The organism is Alteromonas sp. 4NS20-0143, from assembly GCF_057542855.1.
The window spans coordinates 269,984-284,167 of record NZ_BAAJLR010000005.1 but is presented as its reverse complement, the minus strand read 5'-3'; the positions used below and the strand labels follow the sequence as shown (position 1 = coordinate 284,167).

The following is a 14,184-nucleotide window of genomic DNA, read 5'->3' as shown; positions in this document are numbered from 1 at the left end:
TGCAGCTTGTCTCATTGTTCACTGATAGCGTTATCATCTAAAGGATTTTTTGTGGTTCTTAAAATTAAACACCCAGTCAAAGACGAGCCAAACGTGCAGCACATGCTGGACCGAATGCCTAAAAAGGTAGCTCAGTCGTTTTCTAACGAACAACTTACTCATTTAAACACAGTGTTAGCAGGTAGACGCTGGGGAAGTCATAAGGTCGATTTGAGGGGCACTGTAGGCCTTTTCAAAAGCAGGTACTATTTTGTATTGCTGGCAGGCAGAGACAAGCGCGATTTATCGAGAACTGAAATGCGCATGGGCAGACTTGCCATGGCAGCAGCAGTAACCTTGTTTATAGGCACTTCGTTGTTACTGGGGTTGGTATTGCTTTATATTCTTAAAAGCTGGCTTGGCATAAACTTGTTTGAAGACTTTTCACTCGGCTTGTGGGATTTCTTGAAGTCCTTAAAGTAAATGCGAGCACATAGTTTCCATTCGCCTCATGCTTAACATTCCATACTCTAGAGAAAGTGACGTAAGCGTTAACCGCCCTCAAAAGCTAGTCGTAACTGACGCAGTTTGAGATTTGCTTTCTTACTGGATAACTTGATGACTTGAGCCATCTACAAACCGTTTTTTCTAACGAGTATTTCTCAATGCTCTGTAACACTCTCTCTCGGCTTAAAGGGTTTTGTAAACCACGATCCAAATGTTTTGCTAGCGTGTCTTTTATTTTTACATAGTGAATACTTTTAGCTTGAAACGTACTGAGGCCAAATTCAGCTATAAAGCTATGCAGCAAGGCATCTTGAGGCCCAACTTTTTGAGCGTTAGCCAAATATGAATAAAACTCATCATCTAGCTGGTTTAACTTCCACTTTGAGGATGCAAGTCCAATCCAGCTCGCCGACCACTTGGGTCTTAAAGTCAGGCTATTGTGATAACTTGCCATTGCGCTCTCTAAAAATTGGTTGCTTTCATTCTTTCTATCTGTGAAAGCCAACCATTCATACACGTGCCCTCGCATTTGAAGATATAGTGCATTATTTGGGAAGTACTTTATCGCAGTTTCAATTTTCTTTAAGGCTAAGTGTGCTTTATCTATGCTTGCTCTACTTGGCTGCTCTTGCCATTGCTCTGCACTGTTTTTAACGTTGTAATATGCGTTTCCCGCAATAAAGAATTGCCCGCTCCAAAATACGCCCCAAAATAGTAAACCAATTAACGAGAACTTAATCATATTGATAGATAAGGCTTTATCACGCATGGTTGACCTATTGCTTCGCTGAGCCAACGATGGCACCAGGCGTTTTTATAAACAGCTGATCTGCATAATCTTGGTCAAACTTGGATACTAAGTCGAACGCCTCTTTCATATCGTTTGGACGTCTTAGTGTGTCGTGGGTATCGGAAGCGACAACGTGAAACGCCCTTTCTCTCAAAAGAGTGGTTGAAAAATGTTGAATGTTTTCGCCGAATCTACCGGTTAACGCTCCGGCCGTTGCCTGAAATTTACAACCTAAACGCTGAAGCCATAGAAACTTGTGCTGCTCGCTTAATAATTCTCTATTTCTTTCTGGGTGAGCTATCAGTGGTTGAACATTGTTTTTAAGCAGCCATTTCACAAGCGAATCTAAGCCCTGTGGTAAATGACTATGAGGCATTTCAAGAAGGAGTATTCGCTTTTCACCGAGCGCACCTAAAAATGGCAGCTCATTTTGTTTATGCCAGATTGGGATTAACTCGTTTACCCGAACTTCTGCGGCAAATGAGAGGGTAATAGGAATATTGTGAAGGGCTACATTGTGCTCAAACGTTTTGAAAGTGCTTTCAATAGATGCGTATGTATTGTCGAAATACCCTTTATGCATGTGAGGTGTGCACACCATATGGGTAACACCGTTATCCACGGCTTGCCTAGCCATTTCTAGGGCAATATCTAAAGACCTGGCACCATCGTCGATGCCAGGAAGTATATGACTATGAAGGTCTATCAAATAATACTGTTAGCTATTTTTATGACTGGTATATCCGTATTGGTCATAAAAACCTGCATACCTTTGTGCTACATCAGATTTGCGTAAGTCTACTTGATTTAGTACCACTCCATCAAGACGATGACCCACTTGTAAGAACCTTGATAGTCCGGTGTTGATCACTTTCTCGCTTGTGCTGTCGGCTCTAACAACGTAGATAACAGAGTCACAGGAGTTGGCAACTACCATAGAATCACTAACTGCCTGCGTTGGGGCGGTATCGATAACTACGTACCTGTATTGGGTTTTAAGCTCTTCTATAAGTGCTTCAAACCCTTTGTCGGACAACAGCTCCTGTGGGTTTGACGGAATAGTGCCCGCAGAAAGTATGTCGATCTTCGACTCTTCATCTCTTATCAAACATTCATCAAACGTATGAGTTTTTAAAATGAGATTAGCAACGCCTGGCTGATAGTTAGGAACGTTAAACTGCTTCCCAACAGTAGGACGACGCAAATCAGCATCAATCAATATCGTCTTATCTAACTGCCCTAATGCAAAAGCTAAGTTTATCGAAACCGTAGTTTTACCTTCTTTAGGCACACTGGAGGTTACCATTATAGCCTGTTGCTCTTTGTCTAGATTGAGCAGAGATAAACTGGTACGCAATGTTCTAACAGACTCAGCAAATTGATGCTTCTTCCCATCAAAGAAAGAGCGTATTGGCAAATCGGTTTTTTTCTTGTGCGGCAGCCATGGAATAAGCCCCAACATGCGCTGACCTAACTTTCGCTCTACATCTTCTACTGAGCGAATACCACTATTTAGCGTTTCCATTACAATGGCTAAAAACACCCCAAAACCTATGCTAAAAACAAAAGCAGCACCAATAAGAAGCTTTTTGTTTGGCTTCGACGGTCCGTAATTTGGCATAGCAGAATCTAGCACACTCGCGTTTGCCGACTCGAAACCGCCTAACTCGTCGGTTTCTTTCAATCGCGTAAAGAAGGAGTTATAAAGCTGTTGGTTTATATCAACTTCTCGTTGCAAACCTTTACGCTGAGTGTCTAGAGTGGATAGAGCGCGATATTCTGACTTTGCTTTTTCAACCTCTTGCTGTAATTGTTTTACGCGCTCTTCAGATACTTCATACTGCGTAGTAATACTTGTTATCAAATCGCTAATTTGACTATTAAGGGTTTCTTTGACTGAGGAAAGTTCTGCATTTGCAGCAATCATTTTAGGGTGCTTAGGGCCATACACTTTACTAAGCTCATTGACCCGAGTCATTGCCCGGGCCTCATCTCTGCGAACACCTTGAATAGTCGGGTGATTGAGTACTTCGGGTAATTTAGACACGTCATCAAGGGACGTGTCATTGCGTGTTTGGCGATAGATGACACCATTTAATTTTAACGCAGTTTGCGCGTCTAACAGCTGACTACTTAAGCGCTCTAACTCATCAGCAGCTAAGCCAACTACGCCATCAATGTTCACCACCTGATTTCGCTCATAGAATTTTTCGAGATTACGCTCTGCAACGTCTAATTTATCTTTCAAGCCTTCTAGGCTCTCTGTCAAAAACGACGTAGCTTTTGCTGTCATATCTAGTTTAGCTTGTAAATAGTTTTCGATATAGACATCAGCAATAGTATTGGCTATATCAGCAGAAAGCGTTGGAGATTCAGTTGTAACTGAAATCTCCATTACCTGAGTATTCTCTACCATGGATATCGTAACGGCTCTCATCAGAATTGAGACTGCCTTGCGCTTTTTCCTAGCCAAAATTTCGGCTTCTGTAAGCTCGACAGCTTCTTCTTGAGGAAGAAATGGTAAGAACTCTGATGCAAAGGATTTGAGGCTATCAATCATCCCCGGCCCTTCATCGGCAGGCATAAAGTCAGCGTTATTGTAAAGTGAAATACTTTCTACTGTTCGCTCTGCAATTTGACGAGAACGCAATATTTCATATTGCGTTTGCATGTAGTCTTTGCGCTTTGTGTCTAATCCATAAACTTCTTCGATTGAAACTATATTGGCTTTCTCAGACTCGACCAGAATTGTTGTGGCCGATGTGTACATTGGCGTCATACGCAATACTAAAAGCGCGACCAGAACGGTGAAAGCAATTGCCAATGATACAATTCTAAATGCGTAACGCTTTATAATTCCAAAATAATGAGCGATATCAATGGTTTCATCTTCGAACACACCATTATTCAGCTCTTCCCTGTTGTTAACTGCCATTTTTTATTCCCGAAAAACTACCCAATTAGAAAAAGCGTTGGTTTATGGTGATAATGTCACCGGGTTGTATCATGTCACTTACCGTAACTGTAAATTCGAAGGATTGACCATCCTTTTCTCTTACAATAGTGATTTTATCTCTAGCCGCTCTCTCGGTATAGCCTCCAGCAAGTGCCGCAGCTTTGTTAACCGACAGCCCTGGCTGATAAGGGTATCCCCCAGGCCTTTTCACTTCACCGTCAATGAAAAAAGGGCGGTACTCTGTAATTGAAACGGACACAGAAGGATTGATTAAGTAGTCACCTAGCAATCCGTCGTATATGAGTTGCTCTACTTCAGCTGCCGTCATTCCAACAAGCTTAATCTCACCGAGGAATGGGTAGTTAATGGTACCCACATCTGGCAACCTTACTTCCATCGACAAATCGTCTTGTCCGAATACACTTATACTTACTCTGTCCCCTGAGCCAAGCTGATACTGGCTCATACTTAAATTACCTTGCTGCGCTGCCAATGACGAACAAATTAAAGCAAGAAAGATAATAGAGAACATCGTTACTAAATGACGTTTCACAGCGTTACCTCGGCAGAAATTCCGATTATGTTTCTATCGTAACCAATTAGCGCACGGTTACTATCGCGATCGGCTAGCTGATAAAATAAAGAAAAGTTTAGCCAACGTCTCGCATCATAGTTCAGAGAGGCAGAATACTGCATTAATTCATCTTCTCGATTAGCAAGCACATTGTCGCTTAGCACATATTCGTCAGTTGTTTTGGATATGCTTATTGATGTGCTCAAACGCTGAAGCCATTCGTGATTCCACGATACTGAATAATCCCGCCCTCGAATGAAGTTACCCTCACCATTAGTTTCCTGAGTATCTGCGCTAGTCGAAAACCGAAACGTAGAGTAAGTTAGCGGCTGCCACTCAATGCCAACCTCCCAATCAGTACCTTCAAAGCTATCTCTCGATGCGGCTTTAAAATCTTTTTCTTTATACCCTACCTTCGCAAAACCAGTCGTTGCCGCTGTACTTTCCCAAGTTAAACCGACAAGCACACGAGTTTCATCACTATCTCTTGTCGTAATGCCTAATTGATTATCGTATCTAATAAAAGATTGAGTTACGTCTAAAACTACATTGGTCGCAGACCCAACTCGGTAGGCCAATTCAGCTCCCACTCTATTTTTAGCGCGATCGCGGATTAAATAAGCTTGTTCACTTCTATCGTAATCTAACGTTTGCCTATTTGCTTTAAGGGTAATCATGCCGTCAGATGTAACCGCACCATAAGAATAATCTGCGCCTATTGCGGTGCTTTTATATCTATCTGGAGTTGCAATATTATTACCGAGCCCTAATGAAAAACCTGTACCTCGGTCTTCATGACCATCTTCATACTGCGCTATAGCATTCACACGATGACGACTGTTAAGTTCAAAATCGCCAGAAGCTTCAAAGAAATGGTCGGTATAGTCGTCCGCACTACTTGAAAAATAAACGCCGCGCTCTAGGCGATAGCCAATTTGCACTGGATTCCCGTCAAGTTCAGTTGCCGCAATAAGTTCGGGAGAGAATATCGACCGCCAACTGTAGATTTCTGGTAAGTCATCACGTGCGTATGCAACGTTATCAACATAGCTTACTGAAGAATTTAGGATAGGGATAATATCAAACTGCCCTACTTCTATGCGGCCCGCTTCCTGCGCATAAACATTCATTGGTACTGTGGCGCAAATCGCCGACACTACTGCTATGTTTCGTGTCCATTTCAACATTTCATATCCTCTGATTTCGACTCAACTGATTCATTTTTGTGCAAAGCACGAATTTCGTTGCCTCTAAAAGCCGCAAAAGCCGTAGAAAGGGGCTTTACATCGTGCACATTTATTTAAATAACGTGAGTGATGCAAGCAGCACGCCCGTTTATCATTTTAAACTTAAATAAAATATCTTTGAGCGCTTTAACCCCTTCGCGTGGCAAAAGCATTTTGCCTCATATCTAGGGTTTCAATCTCATATTAAAAACCAGCTATAACTTGCGCGTTATGCTATCTCATTTGTGACACATATGGAAAGAATTAAGGGGTAAAGAAGTGCTTGTTGAGTAATTTAACGATATATTTTGTAATAAAATTACATGAAAGTTATAATAATTTTTAAACAGGTTTAATGTATAAACTAGTCCATCTTTTACCCATTCGTCATTTCAATTGTTTAATCCAATTTTCTTTTTTCAGTCAGATATAAGTAAAGGCGCAGTTTTTGCTTTAAATGTTGCAGAGTCTTTTCTTAACATAATTTCTCTTGCAGTAAGCAAGCGCCTTTGATTTCAACTAAGCATTTCGAGATACTTAAAAATGGATAATAAAGTAGACCCAAACAAAGCTATTAAATCTCACCCAGTGGAGTCATCGAGTAGCGGCGGCCTGGCAGTAAGGAACCAAAGTGGGTTTTCTACATTTTACAGACTGATCGACCTCTCAATGGTTACTTTCTTCTATTATGCTAGCGCTTACTTTTATGGTGTTACTGTCGACACGACCAGTCTTCTACTGCTATTCATTAATGTAGTCTGTTTCCAAATTTCAGCAGAAGGTGTCGAGCTTTATCGCTCTTGGCGTGGACACAGAACACCAGAAATGCTGCGAGCAGCCGCCGTAACGTGGGCAATCACTATTTTTGCAACGCTGACGTTAGGCTACTTTTTCGTCTCAGATATTAGTATACCAGCACCTGCCATTTTACTTTGGTTCGCTTCATCCTTTATTGCGCTTATTGTTTGGCGTTATGTCATGCGAAAGTTTCTTTTTAGGATTCGAAAAAGCGGGCTTAACTCGAGGCGTTCGATCATTATCGGTGCGACACCATTAGGCGCGAATGTCGCTTTACAGATACAGAACAATGAACATTTGGGTATTCGGTTCAACGGAATTTTCGACGATAGAGGAAGCGACCGTCTACCCCATGAACTGCAAAATACAGTACTGGGTAAAATTGACGATGCCATTGAAATGGCGAAACGCAACGAAGTAGACTATATCTACATTGCATTGCCTATGAGTGCCGAAAACCGCATACGGACTATCTTAGAACAGTGCAGCGACACCACAGCAAATGTGTATGTTATTCCAAATTTCTTTATGTATAATTTACTGAACGCTCGCTGGCAGACCGTAGGCAATGTGCAAGCACTAAGTGTTTACGATACCCCTTTTCAAGGCGCTAGCGATGTATTAAAGCGTATTGAAGACATAGTGCTAAGTATCGCCATTCTTGCACTAATATCGATCCCTATGCTTTGCATAGCCACGGCAGTAAAAATGACGTCTAAGGGCCCTGTTATTTTTAAACAAAAGCGCTATGGGTTAGATGGTAAACAAATTACCGTTTACAAGTTTCGTTCGATGACAACACAAGACAACGGAGCAGTAGTAAAACAGGCGACAAAGAATGATGCCCGCTTAACAAAGATAGGTGGTTTTTTACGACGCACTTCGCTTGATGAACTTCCGCAATTCATTAATGTGTTACAAGGTAAAATGTCTATCGTAGGCCCCCGCCCTCACGCCGTTGCTCACAATGAAGAGTACAGAAAAATAATCACAGGCTACATGCTACGACATAAAGTTAAGCCAGGCATTACCGGTTGGGCACAAGTAAACGGCTTACGTGGGGAAACAGAAACCACGAACAAAATGGTTCAGCGGGTTGAGTACGATCTAGATTACATTCACCGGTGGTCTATTTGGTTCGACATAAAAATTGTTTTTATGACTGTGTTTAACGGCTTCTTAAATAAGAATGCTTACTAGCTAGTTGGTTGTATTAAGCGCAGAGAGGCTATTTCTGCGCTTAATTCTCTTCACTTCTGCTCACTCCAAATATTGCGTAATCTCGCATCTTCTCTGGCTTAAATCTTGTTCATAGCTCCCCCCAAATCCAAACTGCTCCCTGTAAGCTTATATAACCTTCGAACATGAGTTATACGTACATCCCATCTCCCACTAAAAAAGATAAGTTTTTTAAACTCCTCAGCGCTGTAATTCGTCTATGTCACTACTAAATTAAATTGTGCATATAGAATGTTTAGCGTGACCAAGTTGTGCATTTTATAGAAGTGAAAACACACTGAACAATTAGCGTCACATCATTGGGAAAAGATTACGGAACGTCCCGGTAATATGTATGTAGTTGATGACCTTTTACGTCAAAAGCTGAATATTAGGAAATCTGGAATTTGAGTGTATTAAAGTTTAGGGGTATTGGAATTTGGGTGTGCTCGAGTTTAGGTTTACTAGAGTTTAGGTTTACTAGAGTTTAGGTTTACTAGAGTTTAGGTGTATTGGAGTTCAGGAGTTCAGGAGTTCAGGAGTTCAGGAGTTCAGGAGTTCAGGAGTTCAGGAGTTCAGGAGTTCAGGAGTTCAGGAGTTCAGGAGTTTGCAATAGTAACTAACCTGTAGAGCCTTACAACTTCTACAGAATATTATTGTAGAAAAGAAAAAGGCGAGCATCCTGCTCGCCTTTCCCCGAAAGAACTTAAACTTAATTAGTTAATAATTAAGCTAATGCGCCTTTAGCCGCTTCGACTAATGCGCTAAAAGCTGCTTTGTCATGAACTGCGATGTCGGCAAGGATCTTACGATCGATTTCAACAGACGCTTTCTTCAAACCGTTAATGAAACGGCTGTATGACAAACCATTTTGACGTGACGCAGCATTGATACGTGCAATCCATAACTGACGGAATTGACGTTTACGCTGACGACGGTCGCGGTAAGCATATTGACCAGCTTTAGTTACAGCCTGTACCGCTACGCGATAAACTCGTGAACGAGCGCCGTAATACCCTTTTGCCTGCTTGAGGACTTTTTTGTGACGAGCACGTGCAACCGTGCCGCGTTTTACTCTAGCCATTCTTTAGTCTCCTAAGTCTTAAACGTACGGCAACATGCGCTGAACTAATTTAGTATCAGAATCATGAACCAATTTTTTGCCACGTAACTGGCGTTTACGCTTAGTACTCTTCTTAGTCAGAATGTGACGTAAGTGAGACTGCTTGCTTTTAAAGCGACCAGAGCCCGTTTTCTTGAAACGCTTGGCGGCACCGCTTACAGATTTCATTTTAGGCATTGCTAAAACTCCGCATTGTTTTGTATCGACATGTTCAGCGTGCAGTCGCTTAATTGTCGGTTAATGTTTGCAGCAAGGTGTTTCAGGGTGCAGATTCCTGAAAACTTTAGACCGTTACTACTTCTTAGTTGGGGCTAGCACCATAATCATCTGGCGGCCTTCCACGCGACGTGGAAAAGATTCGCAGTTTGCGATCTCTTCTAAATCGTTTTTAACACGATTTAGTAGGTCTATACCGATGTCTTGGTGCGCCATTTCACGTCCGCGGAAGCGGATTGTGACTTTGGCTTTATCACCACCTTCGAGAAAGCGACGCAGGTTGCGCAGTTTTACCTGGTAATCGCCTTCATCAGTGCCAGGGCGAAATTTAATCTCCTTGACCTGAATTTGCTTTTGTTTTTTCTTCTGCTCTTTCTGAGCTTTACTCTTTTCGAAGACGAACTTGCCATAGTCCATAACTTTACAGACTGGCGGCTCAGCATTCGGACTGATTTCTACAAGATCTAAGGTAGCTTCTTCCGCTAGCTGCGTTGCTTCAGCGAGTGAAACTACGCCAACCTGTTCTCCGTCTTTGCCAATTAAACGTACTTCTTTGGCTTTAATCTCATCGTTAATGCGGGCTTTGTCGCCCTGAGCCTTATTGTTAGCGCCTTTAATGTGGTATTCCTCCAATCATTTAATTCTTTCGTTTGTTTTTGTGATGCCGTATTCAGCATGAAATTTGAGTCAAAAACAAACTCCGGTGTGCATTATACACAAATTTTGCTCAACTACTTAATGGTCTTTGCCATAACTTCTTGTTGAGACATGGCAATAAAGTCTTCCAGGCTCATTTTGCCTAGGTCATCGCCGCGACGTGAGCGTACTGCTACTTCGCCCGATTCCATTTCTTTATCGCCTACTACTAGCATATACGGGATACGCTTAAGCGTGTGCTCACGGATTTTAAAGCCAATCTTCTCATTTCTCAAGTCAGACTTTGCTCTAAACCCTAAATCGTGCAGTTTTTTTACACAATCTTTGGCGTAATCTGCCTGTTTGTCAGTAATATTCATTACTACAACCTGTTGTGGTGCTAACCATAACGGGTAGAAACCTGCAAACTCTTCGGTAAGTATACCGATGAAACGCTCTAACGAACCCAAAATCGCTCTGTGGATCATTACAGGTACTTTTCGTTCGCCATCTTCAGCGACGTAAGTAGACCCTAAACGACCAGGCATCGAGAAATCGAGCTGCACAGTACCACATTGCCATGCTCTGTCTAGACAATCGTGTAAAGTAAATTCAATTTTAGGGCCGTAGAAAGCACCTTCACCCGGTTGATATTCAAATTCAATATCATTGGCTTTTAATGCTTCAGCTAGTGCTGCTTCCGACTTATCCCAAATTTCATCAGCCCCTACTCGCTTTTCAGGTCGAGTAGACAATTTCACTGCCACTTTGTCGAAGCCAAATGCTGCGTAAGTCTCATACACCATTCTTATACAGCCGCTAACCTCTTCTAAGATCTGCTCTTCTGTACAAAAAATGTGAGCATCGTCTTGAGTAAACCCACGAACTCGCATTAAACCGTGCAGTGCGCCTGAGGGCTCATTGCGGTGGCAGCAACCGAATTCAGCCATACGCAGCGGTAAATCGCGGTAAGACTTAAGGCCTTGGTTAAATATTTGAACGTGACCTGGGCAGTTCATCGGTTTAACCGCGTACTCGCGCTTTTCCGACTCGGTAGTAAACATGTTTTCTGCGTACTTGTCCCAGTGTCCACTTTTTTCCCACAAGCTGCGGTCCATCATTAATGGGCCTTTCACTTCGTCGTAGTTGTATTGGCGAAGTTTTGTGCGAATGAAACTTTCTAATTCGGTGTATATAGACCAACCGTCATTGTGCCAAAACACCATACCTGGCGCTTCTTCTTGCCAATGGAATAAGTTTAGTGCTTTACCAATTTTACGGTGGTCACGCTTTTCAGCTTCTTCAAGTCGTTGTAAATACGACTTCAATTGTTTCTTATCTGCCCATGCTGTGCCGTAAATACGCTGCAGCATTTTGTTATCGCTGTCGCCGCGCCAGTAAGCACCAGCCACTTTCATTAGCTTAAAGTGATGGCAAAACTTCATGTTTGGTACATGAGGGCCACGGCACATGTCGGTATATTCTTCGTGAATATACAGTGCTGGGCGATCGTCCTTGCTGATGTTTTCATCAAGAATTTCAATTTTGTAGTCTTCACCACGCTCTGCAAAGGCATCGCGAGCTTCTTGCCAACTTACTTTGTTTTTTACAACGTTATAGTTTGTTTTGGCAAGCTCTAGCATACGCTTTTCAAGCTTGGCTAAATCTTCCTGAGTCAGGCTTTCTTCCATATCAACATCGTAGTAAAACCCGTTGTCGATAATAGGTCCAATGGCCATTTTCGTGTTTGGCCATAGCTGCTTAATGGCGTGGCCTAACAAGTGAGCACAGCTGTGGCGAAGAATATCTAGGCCGTCATCGTCTTTTGCGGTAATAATTTGAAGCTTTGCGTCAGCATCAATCATGTCAACCGCGTCAACAAGCTCGCCGTTTATTTTTCCGGCAATCGTTGCTTTGGCTAAACCAGGGCCAATGTCGTTTGCAACGTCAAGTACAGAAACAGCGTTGTCGAAAGCGCGTTGGCTTCCATCAGGAAGGGTAATTACAGGCATGAATGTTCCTTTACAGTGGTGACGCCTACTCTGCGCCACTTGCATATTTAAAGTTTGAGCGTGGAATACGCTATTCGTATTTCTCCAACGTTCGTGTTTATCCCGCTTACACTATCAATTTTACGGCAGGCTATGTCACTCAAAAACCGTAGCGCCAGAGAATTAAAGCAAAGGGTAAAAACAAAGTACAAAAATAATGCACAACGTTGAATTATTAATATGTTTTCGATGGGCGATTATAACGAGTGTATGCACAACTTCAATGATGAAAGCAGGTTTCATCAACTAATTGACATTCAATCGCTTAATTTAAATGCATTTCCTTAAAGACACTTGCCATTAACCGTGCATTTTTTTTGATTTGCTCCATACTTTAACTCTGTTCAAAATTTAACCACAGGTATGTTATGTGGCATTTCATCAGCGAACATATTTCTGAAGCAACAGGTCAATTTTTTAATTGCCAGCGCGCAGAGCCCGTAACAGGTGGCCATACTCACGCATGCTTTATTATCAAGGATGAAAGCCATCGATACTTTGTTAAAACACGGCTGTACGATGATACCCAGCAACTATTTCATGAGGCTGAAGGGTTAGAAGCGCTATCACAAACCAACACAATTTTGGTGCCCAAGGTTATCTGCCACGGAGTTACCAAAAACGAAACACCCAATATGGAATATTTAGTGTTATGCCACTGCCGTTTTGTTACGCCTGATTTGAACAGCTATTTTGTGATGGGAGAAAAACTTGCGCAGCTGCATAGCGTAAATGCCTATACGAGCTATGGCTGGCCACACGATAATTTTATTGGTTTAAGTATTCAAACCAATGGACGCACGGCGTCTTGGGCAGATTTTTTTGCTGAACGGCGAATAGGAAGCATGCTTGAGCGCTTAATTGCCAGCAATGTATGGCAAAAAAGTGATGGTAATGCCGATGATATTGTTGAATACGCTCGCAATGTGCTTAGCTTACACCAGCCCCACCCTTCGCTACTGCATGGAGACTTGTGGCAGGGCAATATAGGCTTTACTGCGAAAGGCCCGGTAATTTACGACCCTGCTGTATATGTGGGTGATGCAGAAACAGATCTGGCCATGGCCGAGTTGTTTGGTGGCTTCCCCGATATTTTTTTTAAAGGCTATAACAATACCTCCCCTATTGAAAAAAATTACATTCAAAGAAAACCAATCTATCAGCTTTACCATATTTTAAACCACGGGTTATTATTCGGCGCTCATTATATCGTTCAAGCAAAAGACATTATTAACGATATCCAGCGTACGAAATACGCATAGCGTAAATACAAAAGTGAGTTTTTATGGAAGACAACGGCCTTAATGCGTTTGCAGCCAACAATGTTAACAAGGAAAGCGTAACGCCTGTCGTATTGGTAACCGGCGCTGCAAAGCGCATCGGCGCGACAATAGCTCGTCGACTTCACGCAAGTGGATATGCAGTCATCATTCATTTCTCCACGTCTTCAAATGAGGCAAATGCCTTAGTTAACGAACTCAATCAATCTCGCGAAAATTCTGCTGCCTGCCTTCAGGGCGATCTATGCGACAAAGATAGCGTACAAAGCTTAGCTGAGCAGTCATTGGCTATCTGGGGACGATTAGACTTACTGGTTAACAATGCATCGAGTTTTTATCCCACGCCCCTCGGCGAAATTACCGAAGACGACTGGTCGTCATTAGTGGGTAGCAATGTAAAAGGCCCGTTGTTTTTGTCTCAAGCATTAACGCCAGCACTGACAAACAGTAAAGGCTGCGTTATCAATATGATAGATATGCACATTGATAGACCGTTGCCTAAACACAGCGTGTATTTATTGGCAAAAGCAGGGTTAGCATCACTCACGCGCTCTATGGCGATAGACCTTGCACCAGAGGTGAGAGTAAACGGTATTGCCCCCGGCGCTATACTTTGGCCAGAGCGGGAGATGAACGAACAAGACAAAAAGCGTTTACTCGACAGCGTTCCACTTCGCCAACTTGGAAACCCAGAAGATATTGCAGAAACGCTGATGTTTCTTGTTTCTGCGCCTTATATAACAGGGCAAATTATCTATGTAGATGGCGGCCGAAGCCTTTATACCAGCGCTGAAATATAAAGCGAAAGAGCTCAATTAAAAAGAGACGCA

General features: G+C 42.4%; 13 protein-coding genes. 4 read left to right on the top strand and 9 right to left on the bottom strand.

The window, feature by feature from the left end; translation table 11 throughout:
• Window positions 1-51: 51 nt before the first annotated feature.
• Window positions 52-462 carry a 3-phosphoshikimate 1-carboxyvinyltransferase gene (locus AC27HD_RS12850; RefSeq protein WP_487106331.1) on the top strand — a complete coding sequence of 137 codons (411 nt, stop codon included), beginning with the start codon at window positions 52-54 and terminating at the stop codon, window positions 460-462.
• An 85-nt stretch (window positions 463-547) separates the two neighbouring features.
• Here AC27HD_RS12850 and AC27HD_RS12845 read toward each other — a convergent pair whose 3' ends face one another.
• Genes AC27HD_RS12845 through AC27HD_RS12825 form a run of 5 tightly spaced genes read right to left on the bottom strand, consistent with a single transcriptional unit; the run spans window position 548 to window position 5,993 of the window.
• Complete coding sequence (locus tag AC27HD_RS12845; RefSeq protein WP_487106330.1) at window positions 548-1,255, bottom strand: VpsP family polysaccharide biosynthesis protein; 708 nt, start codon at window positions 1,253-1,255, stop codon at window positions 548-550.
• A 7-nt stretch (window positions 1,256-1,262) separates the two neighbouring features.
• Window positions 1,263-1,985 (bottom strand): tyrosine-protein phosphatase, encoded by a 723-nt coding sequence (locus AC27HD_RS12840; protein WP_487106328.1) that lies wholly within the window; start codon window positions 1,983-1,985, stop codon window positions 1,263-1,265.
• 9 nt (window positions 1,986-1,994) lie between these two features.
• A complete protein-coding gene (locus AC27HD_RS12835) occupies window positions 1,995-4,211 on the bottom strand; it encodes a GumC family protein (protein WP_487106326.1) in 2,217 nt (738 codons plus the stop codon).
• A gap of 25 nt (window positions 4,212-4,236) precedes the next feature.
• Entirely contained in the window at window positions 4,237-4,764 is a 528-nt protein-coding gene (locus AC27HD_RS12830; RefSeq protein ID WP_487106385.1) for a polysaccharide biosynthesis/export family protein, read from the bottom strand.
• A gap of 17 nt (window positions 4,765-4,781) precedes the next feature.
• Window positions 4,782-5,993: an outer membrane beta-barrel protein gene (locus AC27HD_RS12825; RefSeq protein ID WP_487106324.1), complete on the bottom strand. Its 1,212-nt coding sequence runs from the start codon at window positions 5,991-5,993 to the stop codon at window positions 4,782-4,784.
• A gap of 582 nt (window positions 5,994-6,575) precedes the next feature.
• Here AC27HD_RS12825 and AC27HD_RS12820 point away from each other — a divergent pair.
• On the top strand, window positions 6,576-8,030 hold the full coding sequence (locus AC27HD_RS12820) for an undecaprenyl-phosphate glucose phosphotransferase (RefSeq protein ID WP_487106322.1): 1,455 nt from the start codon (window positions 6,576-6,578) through the stop codon (window positions 8,028-8,030).
• A gap of 745 nt (window positions 8,031-8,775) precedes the next feature.
• On the opposite strand, the gene rplT is transcribed toward AC27HD_RS12820, so the two are convergent.
• The 4 genes from rplT to thrS all read right to left on the bottom strand — a co-directional run bounded on the left by rplT (window position 8,776) and on the right by thrS (window position 12,035).
• Window positions 8,776-9,132, bottom strand: coding sequence for a 50S ribosomal protein L20 (gene rplT, locus AC27HD_RS12815; protein WP_032095096.1), 357 nt, complete (start codon window positions 9,130-9,132; stop codon window positions 8,776-8,778).
• 18 nt (window positions 9,133-9,150) lie between these two features.
• Window positions 9,151-9,348 carry a 50S ribosomal protein L35 gene (rpmI, locus tag AC27HD_RS12810; RefSeq protein WP_032095095.1) on the bottom strand — a complete coding sequence of 66 codons (198 nt, stop codon included), beginning with the start codon at window positions 9,346-9,348 and terminating at the stop codon, window positions 9,151-9,153.
• Window positions 9,349-9,465: 117 nt separating this feature from the next.
• Entirely contained in the window at window positions 9,466-10,020 is a 555-nt protein-coding gene (gene infC / locus AC27HD_RS12805) for a translation initiation factor IF-3 (RefSeq protein WP_081926491.1), read from the bottom strand.
• Window positions 10,021-10,118: 98 nt separating this feature from the next.
• Complete coding sequence (gene thrS / locus AC27HD_RS12800; RefSeq protein WP_487106319.1) at window positions 10,119-12,035, bottom strand: threonine--tRNA ligase; 1,917 nt, start codon at window positions 12,033-12,035, stop codon at window positions 10,119-10,121.
• A 407-nt stretch (window positions 12,036-12,442) separates the two neighbouring features.
• Between thrS and AC27HD_RS12795 the strand changes: the two genes are divergently transcribed.
• Both AC27HD_RS12795 and AC27HD_RS12790 read left to right on the top strand, forming a co-directional pair.
• Window positions 12,443-13,336, top strand: a complete 894-nt coding sequence (locus tag AC27HD_RS12795) for a fructosamine kinase family protein (RefSeq protein WP_487106317.1) — start codon at window positions 12,443-12,445, stop codon at window positions 13,334-13,336.
• A gap of 23 nt (window positions 13,337-13,359) precedes the next feature.
• A complete protein-coding gene (locus AC27HD_RS12790; RefSeq protein ID WP_487106315.1) occupies window positions 13,360-14,154 on the top strand; it encodes a pteridine reductase in 795 nt (264 codons plus the stop codon).
• Window positions 14,155-14,184: the final 30 nt, after the last annotated feature.

Bases quoted from the DNA above. Each gene is read 5' to 3' on its own strand.
- AC27HD_RS12845 (WP_487106330.1), bottom strand. From the start codon at position 1,255: ATGCGTGATAAAGCCTTATCTATCAATATGATTAAGTTCTCGTTAATT.
- AC27HD_RS12835 (WP_487106326.1), bottom strand. From the start codon at position 4,211: ATGGCAGTTAACAACAGGGAAGAGCTGAATAATGGTGTGTTCGAAGAT.
- AC27HD_RS12830 (WP_487106385.1), bottom strand. From the start codon at position 4,764: ATGTTCTCTATTATCTTTCTTGCTTTAATTTGTTCGTCATTGGCAGCG.
- AC27HD_RS12825 (WP_487106324.1), bottom strand. From the start codon at position 5,993: ATGTTGAAATGGACACGAAACATAGCAGTAGTGTCGGCGATTTGCGCC.
- AC27HD_RS12820 (WP_487106322.1), top strand. From the start codon at position 6,576: ATGGATAATAAAGTAGACCCAAACAAAGCTATTAAATCTCACCCAGTG.
- rplT (WP_032095096.1), bottom strand. From the start codon at position 9,132: ATGGCTAGAGTAAAACGCGGCACGGTTGCACGTGCTCGTCACAAAAAA.
- rpmI (WP_032095095.1), bottom strand. From the start codon at position 9,348: ATGCCTAAAATGAAATCTGTAAGCGGTGCCGCCAAGCGTTTCAAGAAA.
- thrS (WP_487106319.1), bottom strand. From the start codon at position 12,035: ATGCCTGTAATTACCCTTCCTGATGGAAGCCAACGCGCTTTCGACAAC.
- AC27HD_RS12795 (WP_487106317.1), top strand. From the start codon at position 12,443: ATGTGGCATTTCATCAGCGAACATATTTCTGAAGCAACAGGTCAATTT.
- AC27HD_RS12790 (WP_487106315.1), top strand. From the start codon at position 13,360: ATGGAAGACAACGGCCTTAATGCGTTTGCAGCCAACAATGTTAACAAG.